Genomic DNA, 16,666 nt, shown 5'->3' with positions numbered 1-16,666 from the left:
CGAAGTCTGGAGTAAGACATGCCCGATAGCCGTCCGGATACGGAACTCAGCAATCCGCAGAGCACCAAGCCGCCGCTCGACCCTCATCTGAAGGCGCTTGAAAACGAATCCATTCATATCTTCCGCGAAGTGGCGGCCGAGTTCGAGCGTCCCGTGATGCTCTACTCGATCGGCAAGGATAGCTCGGTGCTGCTGCACCTGGCGCGCAAGGCCTTCTACCCCGGCCGCGTCCCCTTCCCGCTGCTCCACGTCAACACCGGCTGGAAGTTCGCGGAGATGATCACCTTCCGCGACAGAATAGTGAAGGACTATGATCTCGACCTGATCGAGCACATCAATCCGCGCGGTGCAGCCGAAAACATCACGCCGTTTACCTATGGTTCGGCGCGCTACACCGACATCATGAAGACGGAAGCGCTGCGCAACGCGCTCGATGCCGGCAAGTTCGATGCGGCCTTCGGCGGCGCGCGGCGCGACGAGGAAGCCAGCCGCGCCAAGGAGCGCATCTATTCCTTCCGCACGCCCGACCACCGCTGGGACCCGCGCAACCAGCGCCCCGAGCTCTGGAACATCTATAACGGCCAGATCCGCAGCGGCGAGAGCGTGCGCGCCTTCCCGCTGTCGAACTGGACCGAGGTCGACATCTGGCGCTACATCCAGGCGGAAAACATTCCGATCGTGCCGCTCTATTTTGCCGCCAAGCGTCCCTTCGTCGAACGCGACGGCATGATGATTTCGGCGTCGGATCCGCGCCTGGAACTGCTGCCCGGCGAAACGAAGCAGGAGGATTATATCCGCTTCCGCACGCTCGGCTGCTTCCCGCTGACGGGCGCGATCAAGTCCACTGCCACGACGATGGACGACATTATCGCCGAACTTGAAATTGCCACTGTCTCCGAACGCCAGGGCCGCGCCATCGACCGCGACCAGTCCGGCTCCATGGAGAAAAAGAAGCGTGAAGGATATTTCTGAGATGACTGCAGCAGCAACAGCAAGCGCCATCGCCGCCCCCGCCGCCGAGCCTGCCCAGGCCGTGCGCGACACGCGACCGTTGCGCCTCATCACCTGCGGCAGCGTCGATGACGGAAAGTCCACGTTGATCGGCCGCCTGCTCTGGGACACCAAGGCCGTCAAGGAAGACCAGGCAGCGACGCTGCGCCGCGATTCCACCGGCAAGCAGAACGATCTCGGCCTGCCCGACTTCGCGCTGCTTCTCGACGGCCTGCAGGCCGAGCGCGAACAGGGCATCACCATCGATGTCGCCTATCGCTATTTCGCGACCGACAAGCGCTCCTTCATCGTTGCCGACACGCCCGGCCACGAGCAGTACACCCGCAACATGGCGACCGGCGCATCCACGGCCGACCTCGCCATCCTCTTGGTCGACGCCCGCGCCGGCATTCTCGAGCAGACGCGCCGTCACGCGACGATCGCCTCGCTGCTCGGGATCAAGCAGTTCGTGCTCGCGGTCAACAAGATCGACCTCACGAACTACGACCGCGCCGGCTTCGAGAAGATCGTGCACGAATTCCGCGAATTCGCGCTGTCGCTCGGCGTCAAGCAGATCACAGCGATCCCGATGTCGGCGCTGAAGGGCGAGAACGTCGTCTATTCCGGCGAGGCTTCGATGCCGTGGTATGCCGGCCCGACGCTGGTGGAAACGCTGGAGCTTGCCACCGTGCGCTCGTCGCAGACGGTCGGCTTCCGCCTCTCCGTGCAGCGCGTGTCGCGCCCGGGCGAAAGCTTCCGCGGCTATCAGGGCACGGTTGCCGGCGGCTCCGTAAAGCCCGGTGACAGCGTCATGATCCTGCCGTCGGGCATGGTCGCCAACGTCACCAAGATCGTCACCTTCGATCTCGTGCGCAATGCGGCGGTGGCGGGCGATGCGATCACGCTGGTGCTCGATCGCCAGGTGGACGTGGCGCGCGGCGACATGATCGTTTCGATCGACAGCCAGCCGCAGGTGGGCCTCTCCTTCGATGCGCAGATCGTGGCCTTGCAGCCTGAGGGCATCGAGGCTGGAAAGCGCTACTGGCTGAAGAGCGGCAGCCGCCGCCAGCGCGTCCAGGTTCAGCCCGTCGCGCAGCTGCAGCTGAAGACCGGCACCTGGACCTCGGCCGAGACGCTCTACATGAACGCCATCGGCAAGGTACACCTGACCTTCGACGAAGCGGCGATCTTCGACCCCTATGAGCAGAACCGCTCCTCGGGCGCCTTCATCCTGATCGATCCGGAGACCAACAATACGGTGGCCGGCGGCATGGTGACGGGCAAGCGTTCGGAACTCGGCGGCCTTCACAGCGGTGACGGCCGCGTGATCCTGTCACTGCCGGCCGATCTTGCCGACCAGATCATGGCCAGCGAGCTGTTTTCCAGCCGCCGCGACGAAGCTGAAGTGCGCCGGATGACGGCGGCGGAGGCCGCCAACCTCTGGACCAACGCCGGCGGCGACATCTGACATGACGACTTGAGACGGGGCCGATCGGCCCCGTTTTCTTTTGGGAGGCTAAGGGCATGCGTGGCATCGCAATACCGGTAAGGCCTGTCTCGTCACCCAACAGCACGGCGGGACGCGCCATGTCCTCGCAGGATTGGAGCCGGCTTTTACTGCTCGGCGCGCTGTGGGGCGGTTCGTTCTTCATCGGGCGGATCGCCGTTTCAGAGATCTCGCCGCTGGCGCTGGTCTTCTACCGAGTGTCGATCGCGGCGCTGGCGCTGCATCTCTGGCTGAAGCTTCGCGGCCTGTCCTTCGCTCCGGTGCTGGCGCACCCGGCCGGCTTCCTCGGCCTGGCGCTGCTGAACAACGTGATCCCGTTTTCACTGATATTTGCCGGGCAGACCGAGATCGGCGCCGGGCTCGCCTCGATCTTCTACGCAACGACGCCGCTTTGGACGATCTTCGTCGCCACCGTGCTTGCCAAGGACGAGAAGCTGTCGGTCACGGCGCTCGCCGGCATCGCGCTCGGCATCGCAGGGGCTGCCGTGCTGATCGGCCCCGGCCTGATCTCCGATCTCGACGGGCCGTTATGGGCCAAGCTCGCGGTCATCGGCGCCTCCATCTCCTATGCGTTCGGCGTGGTGCTTGCGAGGCGCTTCCGCAGCATCGGCTCCGAGGTGATCGCCACCGGCCAGCTGACGGTCTCGAGCCTGCTGATGCTGCCCGTCGTCGCCATCTTCTGCGCGCCTGATGCCATCATCCCCGTGAGCAGAACGACATGGCTCGCCATCGCGATCCTCGGTCTCCTGTGCACGGCGCTCGCCTTCATCCTCTACTTCAGCCTCATCGCCTCGGCCGGGGCCAACAATGCCTCGCTGGTGACGCTGCTGGTCCCGGTGAGCGCCACGCTCCTGGGCGCACTCTTTCTCGGCGAGCGGCTGCGGATGTTCGAGCTTGCGGGAATGGCGCTGATCATGAGCAGCCTTGTTGTGATCGATGGTCGGGTGTTGCAGCGGCTCATCGGTGGCGGCGGGGTGCGGCGGATGACGGCGGCGCAGGCTGTGCGGCGCTGGCCGTATGCGGCGAGCGATATTTGATGTGAAGATATGGGATGGGTTTCGTTTTCGTAGGCGAACGCCCCCAACACTCCCTCATCCCTTTGCCCGGACTTCGTCCGGGCAATGTCACAGGGATCCAGCGCATTCACGTCCGTGAACGCAAGAGAGTCTTTTCACGGCGCGGACGCGCCGTGGCTGGATTCCTGTCACAAGGACAGGAATGAGGGTGGAGATGTTGGCCAGCGCTAGTTGGCGAACCGCGCAGTCACATCCCGTTCCATTACGATATCCGTCTGCACATCGCCACCCACCGTGAAGGTCGTGCTGCCGACCGGCACGAAGCCGACCTTGTTGTAGAAGGCGATGGCCCGGGCGTTTTTCTCGTAGACCGTCAATTGCAGGCGCTCCACGCCGCGCGCCGCACATTCCGACACGACAGCATCGAGCAGGCGGTTGGCGAGGCCCTGGCCGCGCCAGGCGGCGTCAACGTAGATGCGGCTGAGCAGGCTGGCGTCAGCCTTCGATGGCGAGACGACGAGATGGGCGTAGCCGGCAATCGTGTCGCCATCCGTTGCCAGAAAGACGGCTGCCTCGGGGTCGGCGATCTCGGCGGCCTGGATGTCCGGCCGGAAGGCCTTGCAACATAGGCTTCGAGATCGGCGGCTGGAGTATCCTCGCCATAGGTGGCGCGGAACAGGCGGGCAGCGAACTGGCTGAGTGCTGCCGCGTCCGCCGCTTCGGCCCGCCTGATCTCGATCGTTGCCGTCATCCCTGTTGCCTCCGCCTAGAACAGCGGCATGTGCCGGTTGACGTCCTTGTAGAGCAGATAGCGGAAGCGGCCGGGGCCGCCGGCGTAGCAGGCCTGCGGGCAGAAGGCGCGCAGCCACATGTAATCGCCGGCCTCGACCTCGACCCAATCCTTGTTGAGACGATAGACCGCCCTGCCCTCGAGCACGTAGAGGCCGTGCTCCATCACATGGGTTTCCATGAACGGGATGACGCCGCCGGGCTCGAGCGTGACGATGGTCACATGCATGTCGTAGCGCAGGTCGGACGGGTCGATGAAGCGGGTGGTCGCCCAGACGTCGTCGGTATCCGGCATCGACTGCGGCGGGTTCTGGTCTTCATGGGTGAAGAGCGCCGGTGGCGGCTCCAGGCCTTCGACCGGCTGGAAGGCCTTGCGGATCCAGTGGAACTTGGCGGCAACGGCGCCCTTGTTCCAGAGCGTCCACTTCGAGCCGGCCGGCAGGAAGGCGAAGGAGCCGGGGCGCAGCACGTGCGTGGCGCCCTCGTGATCGACCGTGACTTCACCCTCCACGACGAAGAGCACGCCCTCGGCGCGCTTTTCCGGCTCCGGCCGGTCACTGCCGCCGCCGGGCTGCACTTCCATGATGTATTGCGAGAAGGTCTCGGAGAAACCGGTCATCGGGCGCGAGATCACCCAAGCGCGGGTGCCCTGCCAATGGGGTAGATAGCTGGTGACGATATCGGTCATCACGCTGCGCGGGATGACCGCGTAGGCCGTCGTGAACACCGCCTTGCTCGACAAAAGATCGGTCTGCGGCGGCAGGCCGCCCATGCTGGAATAGTAATCTCTGCTCATCGGTCCGCTTCTCATGACATTTGTGACAACAAGCTTTAAGCGCGCGGTCCGGGCGAGGCAATATGCGGATTGGCGGAAGAGTTTTTCCGTATATTGCCGGCGGCGGAATTGCGCTGGAATGGTTGCCCTTTGCCGACGATGGCGCGGCAGGAATGGCCGAAAATACACCCTCCCCCGATTGGCGATTAGGAGAGGTTGTCCAGCTCGGCGGCGCACGCCACTCTGGCGCGATTTTCAGCGTCTACTCATTGAAAATGGCGATCAAAAACAATCAGTAATTGCTGAAAAATAAGCTATTAGCGGTAACGCCAATCTGCGAAGGGCGTAATTTCAAAACTGCTTTTCTCAAGATATCAGTTTCAGCGGGGCGTCTTTTGTAAGCGTCGGCAACGGGGATGCCGACGGACAATTCTTCTTTGCGTATGCAAACGACGCCTTTCCATAAGGCCCTGTCGCCCCGGCAGGACGTGGCCGGCTTTGATCGGCCAGAGCATCGCGTGGACAGAGCATCACGTGGACCAAGCATCACGTGGACAAGGCAAATTACAGCGAGGAACATTCGGCCCGTGAAGAAAATCATCGGAACTGTCGTTTTTTGCCTGCTCGTCGCAGCCGCTGCGGTGGGCGTCTCCGCGGTATCGAAAGAGGAACCGCAGGTCGCTTCGACCTATCCGCTTCCCGGCTCGGTCAACGTTCCCGGCGTGCGCATCCAGATCGCCTTCAGCCAACCAGTCGATCCGGGCGCGATGGTGCTCGACGTGTCGGCCCACAAACCCGACGGCTCGAAGACTGATATCGCCGGCGCCGTGGAGGTAAACGAGCAGCGCACCGCCGCGATCTTCCGCAGCTACCAACCGCTGCCGGAGGCCGACATCCAGGTGCGCAGTTCGCTGCAGGGCAAAGCCGCTCACGACTGGACATTCTCCGTTGTGGAAAAGGCGCCGCTCGACCAGGGTCGCGGCGGGCCGATCCTGCTCGTGCTTGGCGAGGATGCGCCGTTTGGACCTTATCTTTCCGAAATCCTGCGGGCCGAGGGGTTTACGAACTTCCTGACGATCGGCGCCTCATCGCTGCAGTCCACGGTCCTTGCCGAGCATCGGCTGGTGATGACCGCAGGCGCTGTGCCGGCCGCTTCGGCATCGGCGCTTGAGAGCTGGGTCAATGGCGGCGGACATCTGATCGCGATCCGGCCGTCCGCGGAACTCGCGAAGCTTGCGGGGCTCGAAACGACGGGCGCGTCCATTGCCGAAGGAGAGCTCTCGATCGACACGCAGCAGGCGCCCGGACAGGGGCTCGTGGCGGATATCAGGTTTCACGGTCCTGCCGATCGCTACATCACCGGCGCCGACACGCAAACGCTCGCCACGCTTTCGAGCCACACCGACAAGAGCCCGATGCCGGCCCTGACGCTTCGAAGCGTCGGCACAGCGGGGGGAGAAGTTGCCGCATTCGCCTTCGACCTGCCGCAGTCGGTCGTTCTCACCCGGCAGGGAAATCCGCAATGGGCGGGACAGGAGCGCGACGGACTTGCGCCGATCCGGCCGAACGATCTCTTCTACGGCCAATCCGCCACCGACCCGCAGCCCGACTATATCGACATATCGCGCGTGCACGTTCCCCAGGCCGACGAGCAGATGCGATTGCTGACGAACCTGATCGAGCACCTGCAGCGCGACGGCGCGCCCATCCCCCGCTTCTGGTATTTCCCGAAGCGCCACAAGGCGGTGCTCGTCATGGCCGCCGACGACCACGGAACGGAACGCGGCACGCGCGATTCCTTCGAGCGCATGCTTTCTCTGGATGACAAGAATTGCGACGTGTCGAAATGGGAGTGCGCACGCGCGACCTCCTGGCTCTACGCCGAATCGGGACTGACTGCGCATGCGGCCAAGGATTACGCGGCAGCGGGCTTCGATCTCGGCTCGCATGCCAGCACCTATTGCCAGAACTGGTCCAGGGCCTCTCTCGACCTTGCCTTCGCAAAAGACATCCTGCGCTTCCGGGCCGCCTATCCCGACGTGCCGGTGCAAGAGGCGAGCCGGCTGCATTGCATCGTGTGGAGCGACTACACCTCCCAGGCCAAGATCGGCCGGGACTGGGGCATTCGCTTCGACATGAACTACTATTACTGGCCGAAGGCCTGGGTGAATGGCCGCACCGGCTTCCTGACAGGTTCGGGCATTCCCATGCGCTTCAGCACCGAGAAGGGCGAGCTGATCAATGTCTATCAGCAGGAAACACACCTGGTGGACGAGATTTTCGACGACGATCGCGCTGCCGTCGAAGGGCTTATCCAGCGGGCGCTTGGGCCGGAACAGTTCTTCGGCGCCTTCGGAACGCATTACGACTTCCACAACGAATTCGACAAATTCCTGATGGAACTGGCGCAGAAATACGAGGTCCCCATGGTCTCCGCGCGCCAGATGCTGGACTGGATGGACGGGAGGTCGCGGACGGACATTCTCAACCAGCAATGGGACGGCGCAAGCCTCGCCTTCACGATCGCCGGCGACCAGCGAACGCATGGCATGCTGACGGCGATGCTGCCATCATCAACCGAACGCGGCCGGCTTCAGGAGCTCACCCACAACGGCGCGCCCGTTCCGCTTGAAACGGCGGTGGTGAAAGGCGTGGAATACGTGCTCTTCCCAGGAACCGACGGGATTTATCGCGCCAGCTACGGCAACAAGGTCGCCGACAATGTGGCGCCGGATGCTCGGCCTGCGCAGGCCACGCCGTGAGAGCCGGATACGAACGGGCATGCGGGCGAACGGCGAAGCGGTCCGTTGCGATGGGGCGAGATATTCTGAAAAATTCGGGATTGGGTGGAAAATCCTGCAATGCCTGGATTTTCAGCTGGTCGGAGTGAGAGGATTCGAACCTCCGACCCCCACGTCCCGAACGTGGTGCGCTACCAGACTGCGCTACACTCCGTGACCAGCGGCGCCTCTATAGACCGGCCCAACGGCTTGCGCAAGCACCAAAATCCAAAGCGGGTTGCATTTTTATGACGGCGGCGGCGGCAAGCGCGCCCGGGCTTGCGCGCGAGCAAAAAGCCACACCCGCCGCAAATTTTGCGATCGCGAAAAAGAGCTGATTTTCTTTTGCCGGGTTCCGCGCTAAAGCGCTGGTCAGGACAGGCTGAAACGCTGCAGGGGCAGTGATTCCCGCCGCCGAATGCGCGATAAATCCAGGGACGACATCATGAAACTCCGCACTTTCGCAGCCGCAGCGCTGGCCATCACCTTGGCCGGCTGCACGACCATCCCAACGGCCGCCGATCCGATCTCCAGCCGCTGGGTCGGCCAGTCCGCCGGCAAGTTCTTCGCAGCCTTCGGCCCGCCGCTCACCGATGCCGACAATGGCAGCGGCAACGTCTACACCTGGAAGGGCGGCTACAAGACCGTGAGCGTTCCGGCGAAGTACGCCGATGGCGCAGAAGGCAAGCGCGGCAAGCAGATCTCGCCCGCCCGCAAGCAGTACCTGCGCTGCCAGGTCACCATTACCACCAGCTCGGACTACACGATCCGCAGCATCAAGGTCGCTGGCGACATCCCCGGCGTGAACGGCCCCTCCTACTGCGCCGAATTCCTGGCGCCTGCCCAGCCGGCCGCGCAGTAAGGCGCAGCCACGGAAAGAGATATGAAAGGCGGGACGCGAGTTCCGCCTTTTTTGTTTGGGGGAGACACGGTTGCCGCCACACAAACCAAACATGCTTGAAGCGCGATCGCGTTCAGGGATTTATTGGATGCAAAGAATCTCAGTGGCTGGGGCGCCAGGATTCGAACCTGGGAATGCCGGTACCAAAAACCGGTGCCTTACCGCTTGGCGACGCCCCACCAGAGACTGGCAGCGAGAAACGCTTGCCAATTGCGTCGCCTGATTAGCAAAGGTCCGTGAACGTCACAATCATTAAGTTTCGGGGCGAGCATATTTCTGTGCGGTCTTTTCTATGCGCTCTTTTTTGCACGCTTTGGCGGACGGCATGCTAGGTCTCTTGCGAGACAACATTGCGCCGGAGTGACAATGAGCCAGTATCGCGCCCGCCCGCCTGCCCTTGCCACGCTTCTGCTCGACGATGCCGTCGTCAAGATCACCCGTTGGGACTTCGAGCCCGGCGCCGATACCGGCGTGCATACGCATGGCATGGGCTATGTCGTGGTGCCGATGACGGACTGCCAGTTCCTGATCGAGGAAAACGGCGATAGCCGGCGCGTGGATATCGCGGCGGGTGCCGCCTATCGGCGCGATGCGGGCACCGAACACAATGTCGTCAATGCCGGCGACAAGCCGATGTCCTTCATCGAGATCGAGTACAAATAGGTCGTTACAGGATACGACCGGGTGGACGACCGCAGGAACGACATGGCCAATCCAGACTTCAATCGCGCCTTCGAGCCTGCCTACGGCCAGGCCGTGCCGGTAGCACCCGGTGTCCAGCGGATCACGGTCAACAATCCGAGCGCGTTCACCTTTCACGGCACCAACAGCTATATCGTCGGCGATCGCTCGGTCGCGGTGATCGACCCCGGCCCTGAGGACGACGCGCATTTTTCAGCACTGATGGCAGCACTTAAGGGGCGCGAGGTCACGCATATCCTCGTTTCGCATACGCACCGCGACCACTCACCGCTGTCGCGTCGGCTCAAGGAGGCGACAGGGGCTATCGTCGTCGCCGAAGGGCCGCACAGGGCTGCGCGGCCGCTGCATGCGGGGGAGAGCAATCCTTTCGCCGAGAGTTCCGACGTGGCGTTTCGCCCCGATATCGCGCTTGCCGACGGCGAGACGATCGAGGGCGATGGCTGGCGGCTGACGGGCGTGCATACGCCGGGGCATGCGGCCAATCACATGGCATTCGCGCTTGAAGACACCGGCATCCTGTTTTCGGCCGATCATGTCATGGCCTGGGCGACCTCGATCGTCGCGCCGCCGGATGGCTCGATGGCCGATTACATGGCCTCGCTCGACAAGTTGATATTGAGACGCGACCGGCTGCTTCTGCCCGGCCATGGCGGCCCGGTGCGCAAGCCGATCTCCTTCATGCGGGCGCTGAAGACGCATAGGCGCATGCGCGAGCGCGCGGTGCTGGGGCGGATCAGGGCCGGCGATACCAATATCCCCGACATGGTCAAAGTCATCTACCGCGACACCGATCCGCGGCTGCACGGCGCGGCAGCGCTTTCCGTGCTGGCGCATATCGAGAACCTGATCGAGCGCAGCGAGATCGAGACCGATGGCCCGCCGGCGCTTCTGGGGTCGTATCGGATGGCCGGGAGGGGATGAGACGATGCGGCCGGACTACAGCTATCGCCAGGATGCGGCCGTTCCCGATTTCCCCGACGACAAGCCGCTGATCGTGTTCGATGGCGAATGCGTGTTCTGCTCGGCCTGGGTGCAGTTCGCGCTGAAGCACGACAAGCGCCAGCGCTACCGCTTTCTTGCCGCGCAGACGCCGCTCGGCGAGGCGCTCTACCGGCACTATGGGCTCAACGAGCGCGACTATGAGACCAATATCCTGATCGAGGGCGGGCGGGCCTTCTTCAAGTCGGACGGCTCGATCCGGATGGTGGCAGGACTCGGCGCGCCGTGGTCGGCTGTGAAGATATTCCGGCTTCTGCCGCGAAAGCTCGCAGACCGGCTCTACGAATTCGTGGCACGTAACCGGCTGCGGATTGCCGGGCGGCGGGCAAGCTGCTTCGTGCCGACGCCGGCGCAACGGGATCGCTTTCTCGGATGACAGACCGACGCGACAACGTCCCGCCGAAGCCGGGCGCCTGCCCCTCGCCGCTTTATCGCCGCCTGCTCGGCCCGGATTGGGACCGGCTGCCGCCCTGCGTCGCGGCGCTGCATGACGTCTCCGATGAGATCACCGCGCGCGGGCGCGCCGATATCGAGCGGGGTCGAGGGTGGCTTGCCCAGCTCGCCGCCACGCTTGCGGGCTTCCCGAAGGCTGCGGCCGAGACGGATGTGGAGGTTCATTTTCTGGCGCGGGATGGCATCGAGGTCTGGACGCGGCGTTTCGGGGGCAAGGTGTTTCGCAGCGTTCAGATGGCGGGCGGAAACGCTGCTGCACCACTGCTGATGGAGGACCTCGGGCCTTTCCGTATCCTGATGGCGCTTGTCGTTGATGACGGACGACTGCTGCTGAGGGTGCGCGGCTGGCGGTTTCTGGGGCTGCCGATGCCGATGGCCCTGGCGCCGGGCGGCACGGTCCATGAGGAGGAACGCGACGGGCGGTTCCGGTTTCATGTCGAGGTCAGGGCGCCGCTGGTTGGCCTGATCGTTCGTTATCGCGGGTGGCTGGTGCCCATAGCTGCACTTTCACCGGAAACGGATCAGCTGCCGGCGATGCCGAGCAGTTCGGCGTCCAGCGCCTTCAGGTAATCCTCGGCGATATCGGCGCTGAAGCCAAGGTCGGAGGGGCCGTAGCGGGAGGCGACGCGGACGTCGACGAAGGTGGTCTCGGCCTCTTCGCGCAGGCGGATGATGACGTCGAAGCGCAGGCCGAGAACCAGCGTGCGCGTCTCGCCCTGCAGCGTCACGCCATTGGCGCGGCGGATCAGCTGGGCGACGTCGTCGTCATAGGGGCGCGGGGTTGGAACGGGCACGACATCGGGGGCCTCGTCGGGCACGGCGGTGTTGTCGGCAGCTTGGTTCTGGGCTTGGGGCTTGGCGGCCGGTTTGTCCTCGGGGTCGCGGGTCGGCACGCTGTCGCCTTCGGCGCGCGTGATGCGGATGCCGTTCAGCTTGGCTACCTTCTTGACGGCCTCCAGCACGCGGTCGATGGCGCCGTCGTAGCGGCGGCCGGTCAGTTCCGGATAGGCTTCCAGCTGCTTTTCGCGATCCTCGGGCGTCACCGGAACCCGCTTCAGCCAGATCTGGTCGGCGCTTGGGGTCTTCAGCCAATCCGGCACAGAGACGGGATCGGTGGAGACGTCGTAGATGACCGGCATAGTGAGATAGCGCTCGACCGCCAGTCCGCCGATGAAAAGCGGCAATGCCGCGAAGATCAGCGCCTTCAGCGCATCGTGCCCGCCCTCGGCGCCCGTCAGCCACAGGCTGCGCAGGCCGGCTGCGGCGAGAACCGCGGCCAGGATGCTGAAGCCGGTGGCGACGATGAGGATGAGCACGAGATAGGGCGTGGCGAGGCCGGCGAAGCGGTGACCGATCAGCGCCGCCAGGCACAAGACCAGCGCAAAGGCCGCGAACCGCCTGGAAAAGCGGGCGGCACTGGAAATGGGGCGGTCGAAACGGATTGCCATCAAACTTACCGGTTAGTCGCAAGCGGCGCGTCCCGCATGAACGCGCAAATCGCCCAAGCACTTGTTTAGTGCAAGATTCGCCTAAATTGAAACTGTTGTCTTACGCGAGCGTGTCCAATCCACGATGAACCCACGTTTTAGACCTACAATCAGACCTCCAAAGCGGGCATGGATTACGTGAGCATTTTCTGATATTGAGTTGATTTCCCGCAGTTGCAGCATGTTCATCGGTCACGGACGAACAGGAGAAAAGCAATGATCGCATCCGAGCTTGCAGTGGAAAGCCCCATGCCGACGCTTGCCGGGGCCGATGCGAGCGATCCGCTTCTGCCGATGGAGCTTCTGGAGCTCGAGCTTTCGCTTGAAAGCTTTGATGGCGACAGCGACTTCTGCGATGCGGTGCGCACGGCGGCGGGCAAGAGCGGCGGCGAGTTCCTGTTCGATCTCCCTGCCGAAGGGCTGATCGACGATTGCAAGCGGATCGCGGTGCTGCGCATCCCATCCGCTTCCACCGACATGCGGATCGTGCTTGCGGTGCTCGACCAAAACGGCACCGATATCCGCATGGAAAGCCCGGCGCCGGAGACTGCCCATATCGCGCAGTTCGCCGATGCCTTTATCGAGGTGCTGGAGCGGTTCTAGTCTAGCCTAGTCGCGGCCGGATGCGGCTTCGGCCAGCGTGCGGAAGGCGAACTTGCGGCCGCATTCGCACTTGATCACGCTGGTTTCCTGAAAATTGGTCTGGCGCTGGACGAAAAGCCCGCGCGGCAGCTGGTCGATGTTGAAGCCCGGATGCTTGCGCTTCGGATCGTCCGTCTCGGAGGCTTCGGCAAAGCCGCTATTGCCGCATTGCGGGCAGGTCAGCTTTTTCGAGAATCGGTCACGCAGTGCCATCAGTCGCTTCCATTTTCGTGAGGCGTCTTCTTATAGCGGTTCTCATCCATGCGAAAGCCGGAACCAAAGCTTGGGGGCATCGTTTTCCCTTGAAAGGAGACAATCATGCCCAATCGCGACCCGATCCCCGTGGCCACGCCAGAGACCCCGCGCGGCCCGACGCCGACACCCGGCATTCCCGACCGCGTGCAGGAGAAGCCGCCGCTGACGCCGGCCCAGGATCCTGGCGACAGCAAGAACCCGAACGACCCGACGCTTGATCCGGCGCTGCTGCCGATCGGCGATCCCGCCGGCGCCGCGTGACAAGTTTTTTCGGCTGACGGAGCTTTTAGTTGACGGTTAGTCAGGCTTGGCGTCTGCTATTTCAGCAAGATCAATCCGCTGAAGATAAGAAAATGCGTATTCTCCCGCTGACGCTCACCATCGCCGCCATTGCGATCGGCCTTTCGGCCTGCCAGACGATGACGCCGGAAGAACGGCGCGCGGCCGATGAGCGGCAATGCATGAGCTACGGCTTCAAGCGCGGCACCGAAGGCTTCGCGACCTGCCTGCAGCGCATCGATCTCAATCGGCAGGCGCAGGCCCGGGCTGACAGCGCCTACGTGATGTCGGATATGTCGTGGCGCATGGGCGGCCCCTATTACGGCGGCCCCTACTATCGCTGGTAAGCCCTAAAGCGACCTCTCCTTGATCGCCGCCTGCGCCGCCGCTAATCTGGCGATCGGCACGCGGAAGGGCGAGCAGGAGACGTAGTCGAGACCGATGCCCTCGCAGAAATGGATAGAGGCCGGGTCGCCGCCGTGTTCACCACAGATGCCGAGCTTCATGTCGGCGCGGGTGCGCCGGCCGCGCTCGGTAGCGATGCGGATGAGTTCGCCGACACCATCGAAATCCAGCGAGATGAAGGGATCATGCTCGATGATGCCCTTGCGCTGGTAGGTCGGGATGAAGGCCGAGGCGTCGTCGCGCGAGATGCCGAAGGTGGTCTGCGTCAGGTCGTTGGTGCCGAAGGAGAAGAATTCGGCGGCTTCGGCGATGATGTGAGCGCGCAGTGCAGCGCGAGGGAGTTCGATCATCGTGCCGACGAGGTAATCGATCTGCATCTCGGCTTCCGTCATCACGTCGCGGGCAATGGCATCGATGCGATCCTTGACGTAATCGAGCTCTGAGCGAAGGCCGACCAGCGGTACCATGATCTCCGGCACGACTGCGGCGCCCGTCTCGCGCGCCGCATGGACGGCGGCCTCGAAGATGGCGCGCGCCTGCATCTCGACGATCTCGGGATAGGAGATCGCCAGACGGCAGCCGCGATGGCCGAGCATCGGGTTGAACTCGTGTAGCGCATCGACGCGCTGGCGAAGCGCTGTCGCGTCCATGTTCATGGCGGCCGCGACATCGGCGATTTCCTCGTCGGTCTTCGGCAGGAATTCGTGCAGCGGCGGATCAAGCAGGCGGATCGTCACCGGCAGGCCGTGCATGACGTTGAAGAGGCTCTCGAAATCCTCGCGCTGCATGGGGAGCAGCCTGTCGAGCGCCGTGCGGCGCCCCGCCTCGTCTTCGGCCAGGATCATCTCGCGCATGACATGGATGCGCTCACCCTCGAAGAACATGTGCTCGGTGCGGCAAAGGCCGATGCCCTCGGCGCCGAAGGAGCGAGCGGCGCGCGCATCGGCCGGCGTATCGGCGTTGGTGCGCACCGTCATGCGGCGCACGCGATCGGCCCATTCCATGATGCGGCCGAAATCGCCCGACAGCGCCGGCTGCACCATCGGCACCTCGCCCTTCAGCACCTGACCGGCCGATCCGTCGATGGTGATGATATCGCCCTTCTTCAGCGTCACGCCCATGCCGATCAGCCGCTCGTTGCGCAGATCGATGCGCATGGTGCCGGCGCCGACGACGCAGGGGATGCCCATGCCGCGCGCAACGACGGCCGCATGGCTGGTCATGCCGCCACGGGTCGTGAGAATGCCTTCGGCAGCATGCATGCCGTGGATGTCCTCGGGGCTGGTTTCGACGCGCAGAAGAATGACCTTGCGCCCCTCCTCTTCCGCCATGACCGCTTCTTCGGCGGTGAAGACGATCTCGCCTGATGCCGCACCTGGCGACGCCGGAAGGCCGGTGCCGATCACCTCGCGCGCAACGCGGGGGTCGATGGTCGGATGCAGCAGCTGATCGAGCGAGGACGGCTCGATGCGCAGCACCGCCTGCTCCTCGGTGATCACCTTCTCATCCACCATGTCGACGGCGATCTTCATTGCCGCGCGGGTAGAGCGCTTGCCGGAGCGCGTCTGCAGCATCCACAGCGTGCCGCGCTCGATGGTGAACTCGATATCCTGCATGTCGAGATAATGCGCCTCGAGACGATCGCAGATCGCCACGAACTCCCGGAAGGCTTCCGGCATCAACTTTTCCATCGACGGCCGGTCGGAGCCGGAGGAGATGCGGGCTTCCTCGGTGATGCTCTGCGGCGTGCGGATGCCGGCGACGACATCCTCGCCCTGTGCGTTGACCAGAAACTCGCCGTAGAGCGACTTTTCGCCGGTCGACGGGTTGCGGGTGAAGGCGACGCCGGTGGCCGACGAATTGCCGAGATTGCCGAAGACCATGGCCTGGATATTGACGGCGGTGCCCCAGCCTTCGGGAATATTGTGGAGGTGGCGATAGGTGACGGCGCGGGCGCTCATCCAGCTGGAAAACACCGCGCCGACCGCGCCCCAGAGCTGCACCTGCGGATCCTGCGGGAACTCCTCGCCAAGCTCTTCTTCCAGCACCGCCTTGTAGAGATGGACGACGTGTTGCCATTCGCTGGCGGTCATCTCGGTATCGTATTCGTAGCCGTGGCGGGCCTTCTCGTCTTCCAGGATTTCCTCGAAGACCTCGTTGTCGAGGCCCATCACGACATCGGCGTACATCTGGATGAAGCGACGGTAGCTATCCCAGGCGAAGCGCGCGTCGCCCGCGTCATGGCCGAGCGCCTGAACGGTCTCATCGTTGAGCCCGAGGTTCAGCACCGTGTCCATCATTCCCGGCATCGACACACGCGCACCGGAGCGGACCGACAGCAGCAGTGGGCTGGCGCCCGCGCCGAAGCGGCGGCCGGTGACGGCCTCTATGCTCGATATGCCCGACAGAACCTGCTGGCGCACCTCTTCCGAGATACGGCGGCCATCGCGATAATAGGCGGAACAGGCGTCGGCGGTGATGGTCAAGCCGGGGGGAACGGGCAGGCCGAGGCTGCACATCTCTGCGAGATTGGCCCCCTTGCCGCCCAGCATCTCATGGTCCAGCGCTCGCCCCTCCGCCGCGCCATTACCGAATGTATAGACCCACTTGGTCATGCTCTTCCCAACACCAAAATCGGGATCAGCTTAATCCCTTGGTGTTAAAATGAAAATCGCACAAATACGGC

Annotated in this window: 18 protein-coding genes and 2 tRNA genes; 13 read left to right on the top strand and 7 right to left on the bottom strand. The window is 63.7% G+C overall.

The window, feature by feature from the left end; translation table 11 throughout:
• Positions 1 to 18 precede the first annotated feature (18 nt).
• Genes cysD through QTL96_RS20465 form a run of 3 tightly spaced genes read left to right on the top strand, consistent with a single transcriptional unit; the run spans position 19 to position 3,534 of the window.
• A complete protein-coding gene (cysD, locus tag QTL96_RS20475; protein ID WP_289728959.1) occupies positions 19 to 972 on the top strand; it encodes a sulfate adenylyltransferase subunit CysD in 954 nt (317 codons plus the stop codon).
• A 1-nt stretch (position 973) separates the two neighbouring features.
• Positions 974 to 2,458: a sulfate adenylyltransferase subunit CysN gene (gene cysN, locus QTL96_RS20470; protein ID WP_289728958.1), complete on the top strand. Its 1,485-nt coding sequence runs from the start codon at positions 974 to 976 to the stop codon at positions 2,456 to 2,458.
• 56 nt (positions 2,459 to 2,514) lie between these two features.
• Complete coding sequence (locus tag QTL96_RS20465; protein WP_289728957.1) at positions 2,515 to 3,534, top strand: DMT family transporter; 1,020 nt, start codon at positions 2,515 to 2,517, stop codon at positions 3,532 to 3,534.
• Positions 3,535 to 3,740: 206 nt separating this feature from the next.
• Here the strand turns inward: QTL96_RS20465 and QTL96_RS20460 are convergent, their stop codons facing one another.
• Together QTL96_RS20460 and QTL96_RS20455 are read right to left on the bottom strand one after the other, a co-directional pair.
• On the bottom strand, positions 3,741 to 4,382 hold the full coding sequence (locus QTL96_RS20460) for a GNAT family N-acetyltransferase (protein ID WP_289728956.1): 642 nt from the start codon (positions 4,380 to 4,382) through the stop codon (positions 3,741 to 3,743).
• Entirely contained in the window at positions 4,280 to 5,098 is an 819-nt protein-coding gene (locus QTL96_RS20455; protein ID WP_289728955.1) for a bifunctional allantoicase/(S)-ureidoglycine aminohydrolase, read from the bottom strand. The genes QTL96_RS20460 and QTL96_RS20455 overlap by 103 nt, the downstream gene beginning before the upstream one ends.
• A 62-nt stretch (positions 5,099 to 5,160) precedes the next feature.
• Between QTL96_RS20455 and QTL96_RS20450 the strand changes: the two genes are divergently transcribed.
• Together QTL96_RS20450 and QTL96_RS20445 are read left to right on the top strand one after the other, a co-directional pair.
• Positions 5,161 to 5,376, top strand: coding sequence for a hypothetical protein (locus tag QTL96_RS20450; RefSeq protein ID WP_289728954.1), 216 nt, complete (start codon positions 5,161 to 5,163; stop codon positions 5,374 to 5,376).
• A gap of 288 nt (positions 5,377 to 5,664) precedes the next feature.
• The gene (locus tag QTL96_RS20445; RefSeq protein WP_289728953.1) at positions 5,665 to 7,839 is read left to right on the top strand and encodes an Ig-like domain-containing protein; all 2,175 of its coding nucleotides are present in this window, start codon (positions 5,665 to 5,667) and stop codon (positions 7,837 to 7,839) included.
• A 116-nt stretch (positions 7,840 to 7,955) separates the two neighbouring features.
• On the opposite strand, the gene QTL96_RS20440 is transcribed toward QTL96_RS20445, so the two are convergent.
• A tRNA-Pro gene (locus tag QTL96_RS20440) sits at positions 7,956 to 8,032 on the bottom strand.
• A gap of 270 nt (positions 8,033 to 8,302) precedes the next feature.
• On the opposite strand from QTL96_RS20440, the gene QTL96_RS20435 reads away from it, so the two are divergent.
• Positions 8,303 to 8,719 (top strand): hypothetical protein, encoded by a 417-nt coding sequence (locus tag QTL96_RS20435; RefSeq protein WP_289728952.1) that lies wholly within the window; start codon positions 8,303 to 8,305, stop codon positions 8,717 to 8,719.
• Between the two features lie 143 nt (positions 8,720 to 8,862).
• Here QTL96_RS20435 and QTL96_RS20430 read toward each other — a convergent pair.
• A tRNA-Gln gene (locus tag QTL96_RS20430) sits at positions 8,863 to 8,937 on the bottom strand.
• A gap of 187 nt (positions 8,938 to 9,124) precedes the next feature.
• On the opposite strand from QTL96_RS20430, the gene QTL96_RS20425 reads away from it, so the two are divergent.
• From QTL96_RS20425 to QTL96_RS20410, 4 genes are read left to right on the top strand one after another with little or no spacing between them, the layout of a single operon-like run.
• A complete protein-coding gene (locus QTL96_RS20425; protein WP_018899028.1) occupies positions 9,125 to 9,421 on the top strand; it encodes a cupin domain-containing protein in 297 nt (98 codons plus the stop codon).
• A gap of 42 nt (positions 9,422 to 9,463) precedes the next feature.
• Positions 9,464 to 10,381 (top strand): MBL fold metallo-hydrolase, encoded by a 918-nt coding sequence (locus tag QTL96_RS20420; protein ID WP_289729154.1) that lies wholly within the window; start codon positions 9,464 to 9,466, stop codon positions 10,379 to 10,381.
• Positions 10,382 to 10,385: 4 nt separating this feature from the next.
• Positions 10,386 to 10,835, top strand: coding sequence for a DCC1-like thiol-disulfide oxidoreductase family protein (locus tag QTL96_RS20415; protein WP_289728951.1), 450 nt, complete (start codon positions 10,386 to 10,388; stop codon positions 10,833 to 10,835).
• On the top strand, positions 10,832 to 11,482 hold the full coding sequence (locus tag QTL96_RS20410; protein ID WP_289728950.1) for a DUF4166 domain-containing protein: 651 nt from the start codon (positions 10,832 to 10,834) through the stop codon (positions 11,480 to 11,482). Before QTL96_RS20415 ends, QTL96_RS20410 begins: the two co-directional genes overlap by 4 nt.
• Here QTL96_RS20410 and QTL96_RS20405 read toward each other — a convergent pair.
• On the bottom strand, positions 11,434 to 12,360 hold the full coding sequence (locus tag QTL96_RS20405; protein ID WP_289728949.1) for a DUF1499 domain-containing protein: 927 nt from the start codon (positions 12,358 to 12,360) through the stop codon (positions 11,434 to 11,436). The genes QTL96_RS20410 and QTL96_RS20405 overlap by 49 nt on opposite strands.
• 255 nt (positions 12,361 to 12,615) lie before the next feature.
• Here QTL96_RS20405 and QTL96_RS20400 point away from each other — a divergent pair, with 255 nt between their 5' ends.
• Positions 12,616 to 13,002 carry a hypothetical protein gene (locus QTL96_RS20400; RefSeq protein ID WP_289728948.1) on the top strand — a complete coding sequence of 129 codons (387 nt, stop codon included), beginning with the start codon at positions 12,616 to 12,618 and terminating at the stop codon, positions 13,000 to 13,002.
• A gap of 6 nt (positions 13,003 to 13,008) precedes the next feature.
• Here QTL96_RS20400 and QTL96_RS20395 read toward each other — a convergent pair whose 3' ends face one another.
• Complete coding sequence (locus QTL96_RS20395; protein ID WP_018899034.1) at positions 13,009 to 13,254, bottom strand: hypothetical protein; 246 nt, start codon at positions 13,252 to 13,254, stop codon at positions 13,009 to 13,011.
• A gap of 105 nt (positions 13,255 to 13,359) precedes the next feature.
• Here QTL96_RS20395 and QTL96_RS20390 point away from each other — a divergent pair, with 105 nt between their 5' ends.
• On the top strand, positions 13,360 to 13,557 hold the full coding sequence (locus QTL96_RS20390) for a hypothetical protein (RefSeq protein ID WP_289728947.1): 198 nt from the start codon (positions 13,360 to 13,362) through the stop codon (positions 13,555 to 13,557).
• A gap of 92 nt (positions 13,558 to 13,649) precedes the next feature.
• Positions 13,650 to 13,922, top strand: coding sequence for a hypothetical protein (locus tag QTL96_RS20385; RefSeq protein WP_047507856.1), 273 nt, complete (start codon positions 13,650 to 13,652; stop codon positions 13,920 to 13,922).
• Between the two features lie 3 nt (positions 13,923 to 13,925).
• On the opposite strand, the gene ppdK is transcribed toward QTL96_RS20385, so the two are convergent.
• Complete coding sequence (gene ppdK / locus QTL96_RS20380) at positions 13,926 to 16,595, bottom strand: pyruvate, phosphate dikinase (RefSeq protein WP_289728946.1); 2,670 nt, start codon at positions 16,593 to 16,595, stop codon at positions 13,926 to 13,928.
• Between the last annotated feature and the right edge of the window lie 71 nt (positions 16,596 to 16,666).

The sequence above is a fragment of the Rhizobium sp. S163 genome, from assembly GCF_030380805.1.
In the GTDB taxonomy this organism is placed as follows: Bacteria; Pseudomonadota; Alphaproteobacteria; order Rhizobiales; family Rhizobiaceae; genus Rhizobium.
This window is presented reverse-complemented; position numbering and strand designations above follow the sequence as displayed.